The following is a 15,152-nucleotide window of genomic DNA, read 5'->3' as shown; positions in this document are numbered from 1 at the left end:
CCAACCATGCGTATCGTCCATTTCGGACACGCCTGCCTGTTGCTGGAGACCGGTTCCGAGCGGATCCTGATCGACCCCGGGGCGTTCTCCACCGGGTTCGAGGGCGAGCGGGAGCTGTCCGCCGTGCTCGTCACGCACCAGCACTTCGACCACCTCGACGTCAAGCGGCTGCCGACGGTCATCGAAGCCAACCCGGACGCCAAGCTGATCGTCGACCCCGGGTCCGCGCCCGAGGTCGAAAAGCTCGGCATCCCGTTCGACGTCGCCAATGTCGGGGATGCCTTCGCCGTCGGGGACACCTCGATCAAGGCCGTCGGCGGGGAGCACGCCGTCATCCACTCCGACATCCCCGTCATCCCGAACATCGGGTACGTCTTCGACGACGGTGCCTTCTTCCACCCCGGTGACTCGTTCTTCGTGCCCGAGCAGAAGATCGACGTGCTCGGCCTGCCGACCGGGGCGCCGTGGCTCAAGGCCGGCGAAGCCGTCGACTACCTGCGGGCCGTCGCGCCGCGGGTGGCCGTGCCCATTCACGAAGCCGTGCTCGCCAACCCGGCCATGCACTACGGCCTCTTCGGCAACCTCGCGCCGGAAGGCACCGAGATCAAGGTCCTCGACCGGGCCGAGCCCGCGAAGTTCTAGGCCGCGACCGCCCGCAGAGAACCGTAAGTCGCGCCGAACGCGCGGTTCTCGAGCGCGACGTCCACCGCGTCCAGCAGCGCCTGGCGGAGGCCGGGGCGGGTCAGGTCCGTGGCTTCCACCCCCAGCCGGACCAACCCGCCCCGGCGGGCCGAGCGCGCCGCCGCCAGCACCAGCGCGAAGCAGCGCACCGTTTCCGTGCGGTGCGACTGGCTCGTGAACTCGCTCACGCGGGCCCGGCGCACCTCGCCGGTCACCAGGTCGCGGACCGCGCCGAGGTCCGCGCACAGGCGGAAGCCGTGCTCGGCCAGCGCCTGCAGCGTGCCCTGGGAGGCGATCCAGCGCGGCGGTGCGAAGCCGTCGACAGCCAGGCCCGCGGTGTCCAGCGCCGCCTTCGCCGCGATCAGCCGCAGCCGCGCCTCGTGCGCCGGCAGCGTCGCGAACTCCGCCTTCTTGCCCAGGTACACCGTGCGGTGCGTGGGCGTGACGGCGTGGTCGTAGCCGTGCAGCAGCACGGAATCGCCGGCGCGGGCGCGCGTGCGCACCCACTCGGTCACCGGGCCTTCGCCGGTGCGAGCGGCGTAGAGCAGCGACAGGGGGACCTTGCGGCGGTCGAGCTCGGCCGCGAGGTCGGCGCACCGGTGCAGCGTGCGCGGGGTGATTCCCGACAGCGAAACCAGCAAGCGAGCGTCCACCCGACCATTGGGACGTACGCGTCTGACGTCGCCGTGAACTGCGCAGAACGGGCGGACGACCGTTGCCGGAAGGGACTCTGCCCTCTCGTCAGCCGCCCTCACGCAGGCGCTGCACGGCCACGGCGATCCGGCCGCGCAGGTCGGGGTCGGCGACCTGGCCGTCGGCGACGTCCGCGCGGGAGACCGGGATCCGCGCGCACGCGTCGTCGACGATCTTCGCACCCGCGTACGTCAGCACCTTGCGCAGCGAGTCGTGCGCGTCGCGGCCGCCCGTCGGGGCCGCCACCGACGACGCGTTGATCCACGAGACCGGCTTGCCGTAGATCTCGCCGCCGCCCACCGTCCAGTCAAGGAGGTTCTTGAACGAGCCCGGCAGGCCGCCCGCGTACTCGGGCGTGCAGATCAGGATCGCGTCCGCTTCCTTGATCGCCGCCCGCAGCGACGCGACGGCCGGGTGCAGCGGGTCGCGGTCGTCATCGGGGTTGAAGTGCGGCAGGTCGCCGAGGCCGGTGTACGTCTTGCTCGCGGTGAGGGTCGCGACGGTCCCCAGCACCGCCGCATTGCCCGAGCCTGCTCGCAGGCTGCCGCAGATCAGCAGGATCACGAGGCCAGTCTGCCAGCGAAAGCCCGGTGAGGCGGTGGTACGCCTCGATGTACCGGTCGCGCGTGGCCGTCACCACGTCCGGGGGCAGCGGCGGCAGCGGGGACACGCAGTCCCAGCCCGACGCCGGGTTCACCAGCCAGTCGCGCACGTGCTGCTTGTCGAACGACGGGCGCGCGCGGCCGGGAGGGTGACCGCCGGCCAGCCAGTAGCGCGCCGAATCCGGGGTCAGCAGCTCGTCGGCGAGCACGAGCTCGCCGTTTCGCCGGACGCCGAATTCGAACTTGGTGTCGGCCAGCAGCAGGCCCTGTTCCCGGGCCCGCGCGGCGCCGCGCCGGTACAGCTCGAGCGAGGCTTCGCGGACCTTCTCGGCGAGCGGGCGGCCGAGGATCGACGCGAACGTCCCGAAGTCGAGGTGCTCGTCGATCTCGCCGGGGAACGCCTTGGTGGAAGGGGTGAAGATCGGCTCCGGCAGCCGCTCGGACTCGGCGAGCCCCGGCGGCAGCGCGACCCCGCACACCGACCCGGACCTGCGGTACTCCGCGTAGCCGCGACCGGCCAGGTGGCCCCGGACGACGGCCTCCACCGGCAGCATCCGGAGCCGCTCGACCAGCAGCGCGCGGCCGCGGAAGGCCTTCGGGATCCGGGGCCCGTCGGAGGCGACCAGGTGGTTCGGGACGACGTCGGCCAGCTCGCCGAACCAGAACGCGCTCATCGCCGTGAGCACCCGGCCCTTGTCCGGGACGGGGGTCGGGAACACGCGCTCGAAGGCCGAGATGCGGTCGGAGGCGACGACCAGGAGGTGGTCGTCGCCCGCGGCGTAGAGGTCGCGGACCTTGCCGGAGGCGAGCCGCTCGGAGGTGGGGAGGGGTGTCACGCGCTGAACCCTAACGGGCACCCTCCGCCACCATGGATGATGCTCACATGGCGTACGACTGGATCTCGGTGACGACCGACTACGGCCTGCGCGACGGCTTCGTGGCGGCCTGCCGCGGCGTGATCGCGCGGCTCGCGCCCGCCGTGCGGGTGATCGACGTGACGCACGAAGTGCCACCCCAGGACATCCGGCACGGCGCGATGGCGCTGGCCCAGACCGTGCCGTTCCTGCCGGCCGCGGTGCACGTCGCCGTCGTCGACCCGGGCGTCGGCACGACCCGGCTCGGCGTGGTCGTCGTCGCCGGCGGCGGGCTGCTGGTCGGGCCGGACAACGGCGTCCTGCTGCCGGCCGCGCACGCGCTGGGCGGGGTCCGGGCGGCCTACGAGCTGGCCGAGCCGTCGCTGCGGCTGCCGGTCACGTCGGCGACGTTCCACGGGCGGGACGTCTTCGCGCCCGCGGCCGCCCACCTGGCGCTGGGCGTCGCGCCGGCCGAGTTCGGCGAGCGCGTCGACGACCTGGTCGAGCTGCCGGAGCCGTTCGTGGCGGCGTTCCCCGGCAAGCTGGTGTCGGAGGTGCTGACGGTCGACCACTTCGGCAACGTCCAGCTCGCGGCGACCCCGGCGGACCTGGAGCTGTCCGGGCTGTCGGGCGCGGTGTCCGTGCACAGCGAGCGGGTCGCGGTGACCACCGAGATCGGGCGGACCTTCGCCGACGTGCCCGCCGGGGCGAGCGTGCTCTACACCGACTCCGCGGGCCGGCTGGCCGTCGCCGTCAACGGCGGTTCGGCCGCGGCGGTGCTCGGGCTCGGGCCGGCCCAGGAGTGCACGATCACCTCGTCGCCGACCGCGAGCTGACCAGGGCGGACGACGGCCGCCTTCATCCCGAAGATCACGCCGCCGTCGGGGTGCCGGCGGTAGGAGGCGAGCGTGCGGATCGGCTCGGGGCCGGCCTTCTCGCCCGTCTCCTGGTCGACCATCGGGACGGTACAGCGCACGCATTGCTTGGCGTAGCCGAACTTCGCGCTGCCCGCGGTCATCGCGCGGACCTCGTCTTCGGTGTGCGGCTCGACCCAGCCGGAGATGACGACGTTGGGGCGGAAGCGATCCATCGGCACCGGCTCGCCGCCGCGTTCGAGGATGCGTGCGTTCAGACCATCCAAAGAGGACTCACTGGCGACGAGCAGCGCGTGCCCGTCGGCGAACGCGGCCGTGCCGGGGGTCTCGCCGCCGGTCACGCGCTCGTGGTCCGGCGCGACGCCGATCAGCACCGACGGCAGGCCGAGCAGGTCCGAGAACCACTCCGCGGCTTCGCCGCCCTGGTGGATGCCTTCGCCGTGCCAGGAAAACGTCGAACCGGGGTGGCGCGGGCCGTCCCGCCGGACGTCGATCTCGAGGTCGTCGCGGCCGGGTGCCGACAGCGCGAGCCGGTCACCGAGGACGCGCGGGCGGACCGCGGCCAGCGCCGGGTAGCGGCGCTGGCTGCGGAAGTCGCCGTCGGGCGCGACGACCTGGAAGACGCGGTCGTGCGCCAGCCCGGCCGGCCCGACTTCGGCCACCGGCACGTCGGTGCCGGCGCAGCCCTTGACCGGGTAGTACGTCAACCGCGCGATCCTCGCCATGCCCGCAGGCTACCCGCGGGCCCGGCGAAGAAGCGCGTCCTTTCTAGAGCACCTGTGACAGGAATCGCTGCAGGCGAGGGCTCCGCGGGTTGTCGAACAGCTGCGCCGGCGGGCCCTGCTCGACGATGCGGCCGGCGTCCATGAACGCGACCTCGTCGGCCACGTTCCGGGCGAAGCCCATCTCGTGCGTGACCACGATCAGCGTCAGACCGCGCGAGGCGAGCCCGGCCATCAGGTCCAGCACGCCCTTGACCAGTTCCGGGTCGAGCGCGCTGGTGGCCTCGTCGAAGAGCATCACCTCGGGGTCCATCGCCAGCGCCCGCGCGATCGCGACGCGCTGCTGCTGACCGCCGGACAACGCGCTCGGCCGGTACGGCGCCTTGTCCGCGAGCCCGACTTCGGCCAGGCGCGCGCGAGCGATCTCCGTCGCCTCCTCCTTGCCCAGCTTCTTGACGCTGCGCAGCGGCAGCACGATGTTGTCCAGCACGCTCCGGTGGCCGAAGAGGTTGAAGTGCTGGAACACCATGCCGACGCGCTGGCGCAGCGCGTCCGGGTCGGTGCGGACCACGGACTCGCCGTCGAGCAGCAGGTCGCCGGAATCGGGCTCCTGCAACCGGTTCACGCACCGCAGCAGCGTCGACTTGCCGGAGCCGGACGGCCCGATCACGCACGTCGTCCGGCCGCGTTCGACGCGCAAGTCCACGCCACGCAGGACTTCCAGCGTCCCGAAGCGGACGTGGACGTCCCGCAGTTCCACACTGGACGATCGCACCGCCGTCGTCACGAGCCGGCCTTTCCACTGGGGACGAGGTCCGGCTCCGGTTCCGCGGCGCGCACCTTGCGGCCGGTCCGGAGCTTCTTGTCGATGTAGTTGACCAGGTGCGTCAGCGGCACGGTGATCACGAGGTAGACGAACCCGGCGGCGACCAGCGGCGAGAGGTTGCCGGTGTTGGCCGCGAGGTCCTGCCCGATGCGGAACAGCTCGCGCTGCTCGGACAGCAGGCCGAGGAAGTACACCAGACTGGAGTCCTTGATCAGCGCGATGAACTGGTTGACCAGCGCGGGCAGCACGCGCCGGACGCCCTGCGGGATGACCACCAGCAGCATCGCCTTGCCGTAGCTCATCCCGAGCGCGCGGCTGGCTTCCAACTGTCCATTGTCGACACTCTGGATGCCGGACCGGAAGATCTCGCCGATGTAGGCGGCCGCGATCAGGCTGAGCGCGAGGATGCCGAGCGGGTAGGGGTTGGTGCCGACGACGTCCCGCGCGAGCGTGCCGAGACCCTGGCCGATCACGAGGATCGTCAGGATCGCGGGCAGGCCGCGGAAGATGTCGGTGTAGACCCGCGCCGGCCAGCGCAGCCACCGCTTGGTGGACAGGCCCATGACCGCCAGGACCATGCCGAACACGATGCCGATCAGCCCGGACGTCAACGCCAGGACGAGCGTGTTGAGCAGGCCGGTCTTCAGCAGGTCCGGGAAGACCTGCCAGATGTACTCCCAGTTCAGGAAAGTGTCGAGGAACTGGTCCATCTACTGCCCCGGCTTGAATTCGGCGGGCACGGGCGCGGTGGGTTCGAACCGGTCGTGCACCTTCAGCCACGTTCCGTCGGCGACGACCTTCTTGATGCCGTCGTTGAGCTTGGTCGTCAGCTCGTCGTCGCCCTTCTTGACGGCGAACCCGTGCGGGATGGTCGTGACGATCGACTTGGCGACCTTGAGGCCGGCGTTGTTCTTGGCGTAGTCCTCGGCGGTGGCCTGGTCGAACACGGCGCCGTCGACCGCACCGGTCTTGAGCGCGCTCAAGGCGGCGGCGTCGTTCGGGAACCGGACGGCCTGCGCGGCGGGCGCGTTGGACGCCAGCCAATTGTCCGAGACCGTGCCCTGGACGACGCCGATCCGCTTGCCGGACAGGGAGTTCTCGTCGGTGACGCCGGCGGAGTCGCGCGCGGCGATGCCGAGGGCTTGGTAGTTGTACGGCTCCGAGAAGCCAACGGTCTTCTTGCGCGCGTCGGTCTGCGCGATCGCCGAGCTGCCGATCGCGAAGGTGCCGTTGGCGACCTGGCCGAGCAGGGCGGAGAAGTCGGTCGCGACGAACTCGAGCTTCAGGCCTTCCTTTTGGGCGATGGCCTTGAGCAGCTCGTTGTCGAAGCCGGTGAAGGTGCCGTTTTCTTGATAGGCGTTGGGTTTCGAGTCGCTGAGCGTCCCGACGCGCAGGGTGTCGGACGTGGTGTCCGAAGTGCCGCACGCGGTGAGCAGCATCGCGACGACCGCGGTGATCAGCGTCTTCTTCACCTCAGGCACCCGCGTTCCGCACGGGCAGCCCCGGCCCACCCTGCTGCAGTTCCTTCGACAACGGCGTGGTCTTGTAGAACTGCCCGTAAATACGAGCGACCGTCCCGTCGGCGACGGCCTTCGCCAACCCGTCGTTCAGCTTGTTCAACAGATCCGTGTTCTTCTTCGCCACCGCGAACGCCGACGGGGTGTCCTTGTCCTCGACCGTGTACCCGAGCTCCAGCGGGACCGCCGGGTTCTGGTCCAGGTACTTCTGCCCGATGTCCTGCGGGACGACCCAGCCGTCGAGCGTGCCGTTCTTCAGCTGCGCGAAACCCGCGTTGTAGTCCGGAAAACGCACTACCTGCGCACCCGGGGTCTTGCCCGCGAACTCGTCCTGGACCGAGCCCTGGACGACGCCGAGCCGCTTGCCCGCGAGCGCCGCCGGGGCCTTCAGGTTCGCGCCCTTGGCCGTCACGATCGTGGTGAAGCCCGTGTTGTAGCCGTTGGAGAACGCGACCGTCTTCTTGCGCGCCTCCGTACTGGAAATCGTCGAGCTGCCGATGTCGAACTTGCCGTTCGCCACGCCCGCCAGCAGGCCGGCGAACTCCGTTCCGACGAACTCGACCTCGAAGCCCTCACGCTGGGCGATGTCGCGCAGCAGTTCGTTGTCGTAGCCGGTGAACCGGCCGTTCTCCAGGTAGATCGACGGCGGGGCGTCGCTCAGGGTGCCGACGCGCAGGGTGGTCGAACCGCTGTCCGAGCCGCAGGCGGCGAGGGTCAGCGCCAGCGCGCCCGAGGTGACGAACGCGGCGATTTTCGACAGCGTGGATCTCATCGCTTCTTCCATGGGTGGGCGCGCGCGGGTCGCACGCGTTGGAACACGGGGTCAGCGATCGAGATTAGGGATTTCGTCCGTTCGGGTGGATTCGTTCCAATCCGTGGACGGGTGCGTCAGCTCACAGGATCGGCTGCGGCGCGTAGCCCGCGGCCTCCGGGAACCGCTCCAGCACCCGCGCCACGCGCTCGGCGACCTGCTCGACCTGACGGCCAGCCGTGCCGGTGAAGGAAATCCGGTCGGCGAGCAGTTTGTCCAGCTCACCGCTGTCGAGCGGGATGCGCTCGTCGGCGGCGAAGCGGTCGAGGAGGTCGTTGTCGGCGCGGCCCTCGCGCATTTCGAGCGCGACGGCGACGGCGTTCTCCTTGATGGCTTCGTGGGCCGTCTCACGTCCGACGCCCGCGCGGACCGCCGCCATGAGCACCTTCGTCGTGGTGAGGAACGGCAAATAGCGATCCAGCTCACGCTCGATCACCGCCGGGAAAGCACCGAATTCCGAAAGGACCGTGAGGAACGTCTCCAGCAGGCCGTCGAGCGCGAAGAACGCGTCCGGCAGCGCGACGCGGCGGACGACCGAATCGGAGACGTCGCCCTCGTTCCACTGGTCGCCGGCCAGCTCGCCGATCATCGACAGGTAGCCGCGCAGCACGACGGCGAGGCCGTTCACGCGCTCGCACGAGCGGGTGTTCATCTTGTGCGGCATGGCCGACGAGCCGACCTGGCCGGGCTTGAAGCCCTCGGTGACCAGCTCGTGGCCGGCCATCAGCCGGATCGTCTTGGCCAGGCTGGACGGCGCCGCCGCGAGCTGGACCACAGTGGACAGCACGTCGAAGTCGAGCGAGCGCGGGTACACCTGGCCGACGCTGACGAACCGCTGGTTGAACCCCAGGTGCTGCATCACGCGGTCTTCGAGCTGGTCCAAAGTGGACTCGTCGCCGAGCAGGTCGAGCATGTCCTGCGCGGTGCCGACCGGGCCCTTGATGCCGCGCAGCGGGTAGCGCCCGATGAGGTTGTCGAGCCGCTCGAACGCGACGAGCAGCTCGTCGGCCGCCGTGGCGAACCGCTTGCCCAGCGTGGTGGCCTGCGCGGCGACGTTGTGCGAGCGCCCGGCCATGACGGTGTCGGCGTGCTCGACGGCGAGGGCGGCCAGCCGCGCCAGCACGGCGGCGACGCGCGTGCGCATCAGCTCCAGCGAGCGCAGCAGCTGGAGCTGCTCGACGTTCTCGGTGAGGTCGCGCGAGGTCATGCCCTTGTGGATGTGCTCTTGGGCGGCGAGGTCGCTGAACTCCTCGATCCGCGCCTTGACGTCGTGCCGCGTGACGCGCTCGCGCTCCGCGATCGACTCGAGGTCAACCTGCGAAAGGACCCGCTCGTACGCCTCGACGACGCCGTCCGGCACGTCGACGCCGAGGTCCTTCTGCGCCTTGAGGACGGCTATCCAGAGCTGCCGCTCGAGGACGACCTTCTGCTCCGGCGACCAGAGCGAGACCAGCTCCGCCGAGGCGTAGCGGGCGGCGAGCACGTTCGGAATGCGGGGCTTGTCCGTCACGCCCTCACGATACCTGCGCTGGTCAGCAGGGTTGCACGTCGGCGGCCTTCACGTAGACGACCCGGTGGTTGTAGGACAGCTGGAGGTACGTCGTCGCGCCGGTGACCAGCGTGTGGTTGGCCGGCACGCCCGCCGGGTCGAAGCGCGCGTAGTAGTTCTCCGCCCGGAACTCGCCGGTGACGACGTAGCTCTGGCCCGCGGGCAGCGTCCACGGGATGGCGCCGACCGTCCAGATCGGGTCGAACGGGATGTCCGCCGGGTACTCGGACTGCTCGGGGAAGGCTCGCCCGTACAACGGCACCGAGGTGGCCGCGGTCACCCGCCGGGCCTTCGCGGGCACGGTCACGCTGTGGCCCGGGTTCGCGAACCACGCCTTCTGCCCGCCGTACCAGATCGCCGTCCAGTCGCCTTGCTCACCGGCAAGCGAGTAGGTGCGGCCCGCGACGGCCTTGTCGCTCCAGTCGTCGATCGCCGTCGTGCCCGCCGAGCCGTCCGGGTGCACGACGGGGTCGGTGATCAGCGGCGACGCGGCGTCCGACGCGGTGTGCAAGGCGACGAAGTTCACGCCGTGCGCGTGGCCGGGGTTGATCATGACAGCCGGGCTGTCCGCGGGGCCGCCTGCCTCGATCGGCGCGCCGAGCAGGTCCATGTAGTGCGGCCAGTCCCAGTACGGGCCCGGGTCCCAGTGGGCGGCCGCGAAGTTCTCCGTGCGCTCCCGGGTGATGTCCTCGTGACCCAGGATGTGCTGCCGGTCGAGCGGGATGTGGTACTTCGCCGCGAGGTACTTCACCAGGTTCGCCGAGGCCTGGTACATCTGCTCGGTGTACCAGGTGCTTCCCTGCGCGGCGATGCCCTCGTGTTCGATGCCGATCGAGTGCTCGTTCATCGTCCAGTTGCCGGCGTGCCAGGCGACGTCCTTGGTCGGCACCATCTGCGTGACCTGACCGTCGGAGGAGCGGATCACGTAGTGCGCGCTGGACCCGCTCGACGGCTCCCGGAAGGTCGCGATGGCTTGGTCGTACGGGCTCGCGCCGCTGCCGGGCACGCCTTCGGTGTCGTGGATGACGATGTACTGGATCTGCTGACCGTCAGCCGGCCGGTTCGCCCGGTCGTAGTTGCCGTACGCGTTGGCATCGCCGCCGCTCGTCCGCTCGTAGGCCGCCGCGGCGAACCGGCACACCAGGTTCGCCGGGCACTCCGGCGTTTCCTGGGCCCGGGCGGTGCCGGGCACGGCGACCGAGAGCGCCAGCGCGAACACCGCGGCGGTCAGGCTCTTGACGGGGGTGGCCACAGCCCATTTTCTCCGACTGTGGCGTGGATGATCAATGCGGACCGTTCGCCCGGCGCCAGCGTCGTCACCGGACCGAGTACTTCCAGTTCGACGATCCGCGCGGGCGGGTTCAGGTCGCCCAGCTCGACGAGCGGGGCCGGAAGCGGGTGTTCCAGCCAGATTTCGAGCGGGGAGCCCCGGTCGGGATATTCACCCGAAGGATTGACATCAAACGACAGGGTCAACGGGCCGTAGGTGACCCAGCCCGCGGTGCCCGGCACGCCGAGCTTGCCGACGACGTCCTGCGCCGGCACGACCAGGCGATCACCGTCCACTGTGTACTCAGGTGTTCCGGTGCCCGCGACCAGCGCGACGACGTCCGGCCGCCGGAGTCCCGCCGTGATCGCTCCGCCGCCGGGCAGCTGCGTGACGTTCCACAACGCCCATCGCACCGGCCGCCCGGATGTGTTCTCCGCGCGCAGGTCCAGCCGGTAGCCGTCGTCGAGGATCGTGATTTCGCGCGTGAAGCGCAGGCCGGTACGCGGGTCCGGCGCGCTGGTCATGGTGACCGTGTCGCCGTCGACGACCGCGGCGTACGGCCCCGAGTCGAGGACCGGGTCCGGCGGGCCCGCCCATTCGTGCGGGCCGGACCAGCCCTGCGGCGCAGGCCACGTCTTGTCGCCGCCGTAGTTGACCCAGTCACCCATCCGGCCGGAGTTCGGCGCGTACTCGCCGCGCAGGTCGTCGCCGAGCAGCTTTTCGTTGCGCCACAACAGTTCGACGCCACGGTGGCGCACCGACAGCAAGCGGCCGCCGAGTTCCGGGACCAGGCCGAGCCGCAGGTCGCCGCGGTCGAGCCAGATCACCATTCGGCGAGCCCGCCGTCGTCGTGGCGCCACACCGGCGAACGCCAGCTGTGCCCGACCTCGTCCGCGCGGCGGACGGCCGCCTCATCGACCTCGATGCCGAGTCCGGGCTTCACCGGCCGGGCCGCGTAGCCGTCGTGGAACGCGAAGATCGACGGGTCCACGAGGTACTGGTGCTCCTGGCCCTCGTGGTAGTGCATGCCGACGCTCTGTTCCTGGATCAGGAAGTTCGGTGTCGCGAACGCGACCTGCATGGACGCCGCCAGCGAAATCGGGCCGAGCGGGCAGTGCGGCGCGAGCGAAGCGCCGTACACCTCGGCCAACGCGCCGATCCGCCGCAGCTCCGAGATGCCGCCGGCGTGCGACGGGTCCGGCTGGACCACCGCGACGCCCGCGTCGAGCACCGGCTTGAACTCCCAGCGCGAGTAGAGCCGTTCGCCGACCGCGATCGGCACGGTCGAGGCCTCGACGATCGAGCGCAGCGCGTCGCCTTGGGTCTCCGGCAGGATCGGCTCCTCGACGAACATCGGCTGGACGTCCTCCAGCAGGCGAACCAGCCGCCGCGCCATCGCGGGCGAGACGCGGCCGTGGAAGTCGATCGCCAGGTCGCGGTGCGGGCCGAGGACCTCCCGCGCCTCCCACGCGCGCGCCACCGCGGCGTCGGCCTCGGCGGGGGACGCGATCGCGGTCAGCGGGCCGGCGACGTTCATCTTCACCGCCGTGAACCCGGCCTCGACCTGCGCCGACACGGCTTCGCGGATACCGGCCGGGCGGTCGCCGCCGACCCAGCTGTAGACGCGGACGCGGTCGCGGACCGGGCCACCGAGCAGCTCGTGCACCGGCGCGTCACGGACCTTGCCGGCGATGTCCCACAGCGCGTGGTCGTACCCGGCGAGCGCGCTGGAGAGCACCGGTCCGCCGCGGTAGAACCCGCCGCGGCGCAGCACCTGCCAGTGGTCCTCGATGCGCAGCGGGTCCTGGCCGATGACCAGCTCGGACAGCTCGTGCACGGCCGCGCGCACGGTCTCCGCGCGGCCCTCGACCACGGGCTCGCCCCAGCCGCTGATGCCCTCGTCCGTGCTGACCTTGAGGAACAGCCAGCGCGGCGCGACCAGAAACGTTTCAACCCCGGTGATCTTCACCCGTGTCCCCCATCTACGCGGAATCCTTGGCGGCGGACCAGCCGCCGTCGACGGTCAGCTCGGCCCCGGTGACGAACGACGCCGCGTCCGAGAGCAGGAACGCGATCACGTTCGCCACCTCGGACGGGTCGCCGAGGCGGCCGGCCGGGGTCGCCTGGGCGCTGCGTTCGCGGTCTTCCGGCGAGATGCGCGCCCAGGCTTCGGTGAGCACGGGCCCCGGCAGGACGGAGTTGACCCGCACGTCGGGGGCGTATTCGACGGCCAGCTGCCGGGCCAGCGCGACCAGCGCGCCCTTGCTGGCGGCGTACGCGGGGTGGCCCGGCAGGCCGAAGTGCGCGTGCACCGACGAGACCAGCACGACCGCGCCGCCCTTCTTTCGAAGAGACGGCAGGCAGGCTTTGAGGGCGAGGTACGTGCCGGTCAGGTTGACGTCGAGCTGGCGCTGCCACTCGGCGCGGTCGATCTCGTGCAGCGGCCCGGTGCTCGGGACGTAGGCGTTGCTGACCAGGGCGTCCACCTCGCCGATGCCGGCCCAGGTCTCTTCATCGCTGACGCTGCCCCGGATGGGCGTGACGCCGTCGGGGAGTTCGGCGATGTCCACGCCCAGCACGCGGTAGCCGTCGTCCAGGAGCTTCCGGGCGGTTGCCAGCCCGATCCCGGACGCCGCTCCGGTCACCACCGCGGTGCGCGTGGACATCGCCTTCTCCCGTTCCTAGAACTTGGCTACGTGGACATGGTCGTCCGGCCCGCGGGCGGCGAACCACAGCGACGCGCCGTCGGACGCCGCGCCGAGGGTTCCCACGATGCTCCCGCTCGGGTACTCCGGCCGTTTGAACCAGCCCGCCCAGGTGCCGGACCAGTCGTTGGCCCACAGCGTGTAGTCGCTCGCGGACGCGGTGAGCGCGACCTTCGCGCCGAGCGCGACCAGCGTCGGGCTGCTGCTGATCGTGCCGCCGATGGACGTCCAGTCCGACCAGGTGCCGCCGGTCTTCGTGCGCACCCGGACGCTGTCGTCGGCGGTGCGGACCGCGACGACCGTGCCGCTGGTGGACGTCGCCGCGCCGGGCCGGCCGTAGATCGGCTTGCCGCCGGGCGCGCCGAGACCGGACCACTGACCGGCACTGGTCCGCTGCCAGACCTGGCCGTCCGCGCCGCGCACGAAGACCGTGCCGTCGCCGGTCGCGGACGGCGAGTCGGTGAGCGTGCCGCCGAGCCGCTTCCAGTCACCCCAGCGCTTCGAGTAACTGCGCTGGTAGAGGGCGTTGTCGAGGCCGCGGACGTAGACGTCGATGCCGGTCGGCGCGGCCACCGCGGCTGGCTGGCCGAGGAACTTGCCGCCGACCTGACGCGACCCGTCGAGGCCGTTCTGCTGGAGGTTGCCGGCGGGGTCGCGGAAGAACGTCACCGTCTTGCCGCCGGCGCGGACGACTGCCGGGCTGGCGGACGCCGGGCCGCCGACGTCGTCGCCGGGGACGAGGTCCGTACCGTGCAGCCGGAGGAACGCGGTGCCGTGCGCGGGCACGGTGACCGTGTAGGAGCCGGTCGCGGTGCCGCGGTCGGCGCGGGCGCGGAGGTCGCGGACGGCCACCCGGCCGCTGAGTCCGGCGTCCGCGAAGTTCAGCGTCATCTGCGTCGGCGTCTCACCGCGGTTGAGCAGGACGACGGCCCGCTCGCCGCGCTGGGAAAGGACCTTGCTGTAGGTGTCGGTGCTGCCGGCCGTGGCGACGCGGACGCCCTGGGTGCCGAGGCGGTCCTGGTTGACGCCGACGATCTCGGGGTTCTTGAGCGTCTTGAGCATCGACGCGGGGAGCGTGCGCGGGTCCGAGCCGAGGATGAGCGGGGAGGCCATCTCCGCCCACATGACGAACTGGGTGGTCGACTCCTCCTCGTTCAGCTCGTAGGTGCCCTGCTCGGTCTTGCGCATCGGGATGAGGTAGTCGGGGTCGTTGTAGTGGCCCGGCCCGTTCGCCTCGGGGTGCGCGGCGTTGGCGTCCATGTTGCGCAGGACGTCGGTCCAGATGCCCTCGTACGGCGTGCCGAACGCGATGTCGGTGCTGGTGCGCCAGGAGTCGGCGACGAGCGGGCCGTAGGTGTAGGCGATGCCGGCGACCTGGTCGGGCCCGTGCGGGGTGCCCCATTCGTCGGTGACCGGGTTGCAGACGTTCAGCACCATCGGCCGGCCCGCCTTGGCGAGGGCCTGGCTGAACTGCGTGAACGCCTCGGCGGGCTTGAGGTTCTGGGCGATGCCGCAGAGGAAGTCGACCTTGACGGCGTCGAACTTCCAGCTCGCGAACCGCTTGGTGTCCTGCTCGTAGTAGCCGCCGGAGCCGGCCGCGCAGTTCTTGCCGTCGGAGGCGCCCGCGTCGGTGTAGATGCCGGCCTTGAGGCCCTTGCCGTGCAGGTAATTGACCAAAGAGGACAGTCCACTCGGGAACTTCGCGCTGTCCTCGTGGAGGTTCCCCCGCGCGTCGCGCGGGTCGGGCGCGGTCCAGCCGCCGTCGATCCAGACGTAGCGGTAGCCGGCGTCGCGCAGGCCGCTGGAGACGAGGAAGTCCGCGACGGACTTGACCGACGCCTCGCTAGGGGCACCGAGGCCGTAGTAGGTGTTCCAGCCCATGTAGGGGGTCTTCGCGACCCCGCTGTCGTAGTAGTCGGGAGCGCCTTGGTCCACGGCCGCCTGGGCGGGGATCGCCGTGGTCGCGAGTGCCGCCACCGCCGCGGCGACCACTGCGAGGGATCTCTTCAAGAGCATGTGCCGGACGCCTTTCTCCGGTGAACTGCGA

General features: G+C 71.0%; 16 protein-coding genes. 2 read left to right on the top strand and 14 right to left on the bottom strand.

Translation table 11 applies throughout. From position 1 onward, the window contains the following. Window positions 1-6: 6 nt before the first annotated feature. Window positions 7-642, top strand: coding sequence for an MBL fold metallo-hydrolase (locus BLV96_RS19110; RefSeq protein WP_086675950.1), 636 nt, complete (start codon window positions 7-9; stop codon window positions 640-642). Here BLV96_RS19110 and BLV96_RS19105 read toward each other — a convergent pair. From BLV96_RS19105 to BLV96_RS19095, 3 genes are all read right to left on the bottom strand, one after another. Next, complete coding sequence (locus BLV96_RS19105; protein WP_208608267.1) at window positions 639-1,334, bottom strand: DUF2334 domain-containing protein; 696 nt, start codon at window positions 1,332-1,334, stop codon at window positions 639-641. The genes BLV96_RS19110 and BLV96_RS19105 overlap by 4 nt on opposite strands. 88 nt (window positions 1,335-1,422) lie before the next feature. Next, the gene (locus BLV96_RS19100) at window positions 1,423-1,887 is read right to left on the bottom strand and encodes an NADPH-dependent FMN reductase (protein WP_086675952.1); all 465 of its coding nucleotides are present in this window, start codon (window positions 1,885-1,887) and stop codon (window positions 1,423-1,425) included. Continuing rightward, window positions 1,808-2,812 carry a phosphoribosylaminoimidazolesuccinocarboxamide synthase gene (locus BLV96_RS19095; RefSeq protein ID WP_086675953.1) on the bottom strand — a complete coding sequence of 335 codons (1,005 nt, stop codon included), beginning with the start codon at window positions 2,810-2,812 and terminating at the stop codon, window positions 1,808-1,810. Before BLV96_RS19095 ends, BLV96_RS19100 begins: the two co-directional genes overlap by 80 nt. 47 nt (window positions 2,813-2,859) lie before the next feature. Here BLV96_RS19095 and BLV96_RS19090 point away from each other — a divergent pair, with 47 nt between their 5' ends. Then, complete coding sequence (locus BLV96_RS19090; RefSeq protein WP_086675954.1) at window positions 2,860-3,666, top strand: SAM hydrolase/SAM-dependent halogenase family protein; 807 nt, start codon at window positions 2,860-2,862, stop codon at window positions 3,664-3,666. On the opposite strand, the gene BLV96_RS19085 is transcribed toward BLV96_RS19090, so the two are convergent. The 11 genes from BLV96_RS19085 to BLV96_RS19035 all read right to left on the bottom strand — a co-directional run bounded on the left by BLV96_RS19085 (window position 3,549) and on the right by BLV96_RS19035 (window position 15,121). Continuing rightward, on the bottom strand, window positions 3,549-4,430 hold the full coding sequence (locus BLV96_RS19085; protein WP_208608266.1) for an MOSC domain-containing protein: 882 nt from the start codon (window positions 4,428-4,430) through the stop codon (window positions 3,549-3,551). The two genes, BLV96_RS19090 and BLV96_RS19085, sit on opposite strands and share 118 nt — an antisense overlap. A gap of 43 nt (window positions 4,431-4,473) precedes the next feature. Beyond that, window positions 4,474-5,214, bottom strand: coding sequence for an amino acid ABC transporter ATP-binding protein (locus BLV96_RS19080; RefSeq protein ID WP_086675955.1), 741 nt, complete (start codon window positions 5,212-5,214; stop codon window positions 4,474-4,476). After that, a complete protein-coding gene (locus BLV96_RS19075; RefSeq protein WP_086675956.1) occupies window positions 5,211-5,963 on the bottom strand; it encodes an amino acid ABC transporter permease in 753 nt (250 codons plus the stop codon). The genes BLV96_RS19080 and BLV96_RS19075 overlap by 4 nt, the downstream gene beginning before the upstream one ends. Continuing rightward, window positions 5,964-6,725: an ABC transporter substrate-binding protein gene (locus BLV96_RS19070; protein WP_086675957.1), complete on the bottom strand. Its 762-nt coding sequence runs from the start codon at window positions 6,723-6,725 to the stop codon at window positions 5,964-5,966. It lies immediately after the preceding gene. Between the two features lies 1 nt (window position 6,726). Further along, a complete protein-coding gene (locus BLV96_RS19065) occupies window positions 6,727-7,542 on the bottom strand; it encodes a substrate-binding periplasmic protein (RefSeq protein ID WP_086675958.1) in 816 nt (271 codons plus the stop codon). Window positions 7,543-7,663: 121 nt separating this feature from the next. Then, window positions 7,664-9,091 (bottom strand): adenylosuccinate lyase, encoded by a 1,428-nt coding sequence (purB, locus tag BLV96_RS19060; protein ID WP_086675959.1) that lies wholly within the window; start codon window positions 9,089-9,091, stop codon window positions 7,664-7,666. A gap of 22 nt (window positions 9,092-9,113) precedes the next feature. Beyond that, the gene (locus BLV96_RS19055; RefSeq protein WP_244180315.1) at window positions 9,114-10,382 is read right to left on the bottom strand and encodes an N-acetylmuramoyl-L-alanine amidase; all 1,269 of its coding nucleotides are present in this window, start codon (window positions 10,380-10,382) and stop codon (window positions 9,114-9,116) included. After that, the gene (locus BLV96_RS19050; protein WP_086675960.1) at window positions 10,358-11,230 is read right to left on the bottom strand and encodes a DUF4380 domain-containing protein; all 873 of its coding nucleotides are present in this window, start codon (window positions 11,228-11,230) and stop codon (window positions 10,358-10,360) included. Before BLV96_RS19050 ends, BLV96_RS19055 begins: the two co-directional genes overlap by 25 nt. Beyond that, window positions 11,224-12,369, bottom strand: a complete 1,146-nt coding sequence (dgoD, locus tag BLV96_RS19045) for a galactonate dehydratase (protein WP_086675961.1) — start codon at window positions 12,367-12,369, stop codon at window positions 11,224-11,226. Before dgoD ends, BLV96_RS19050 begins: the two co-directional genes overlap by 7 nt. 13 nt (window positions 12,370-12,382) lie before the next feature. After that, window positions 12,383-13,066 (bottom strand): SDR family NAD(P)-dependent oxidoreductase, encoded by a 684-nt coding sequence (locus BLV96_RS19040; protein ID WP_086675962.1) that lies wholly within the window; start codon window positions 13,064-13,066, stop codon window positions 12,383-12,385. Between the two features lie 15 nt (window positions 13,067-13,081). Further along, window positions 13,082-15,121 (bottom strand): DUF8189 domain-containing protein, encoded by a 2,040-nt coding sequence (locus BLV96_RS19035; RefSeq protein WP_086675963.1) that lies wholly within the window; start codon window positions 15,119-15,121, stop codon window positions 13,082-13,084. Window positions 15,122-15,152 lie beyond the last annotated feature (31 nt).

Source organism: Amycolatopsis pretoriensis (genome assembly GCF_900107925.1).
GTDB classification, from domain to species: Bacteria; Actinomycetota; Actinomycetes; order Mycobacteriales; family Pseudonocardiaceae; genus Amycolatopsis; species Amycolatopsis pretoriensis.
This window is presented reverse-complemented; position numbering and strand designations above follow the sequence as displayed.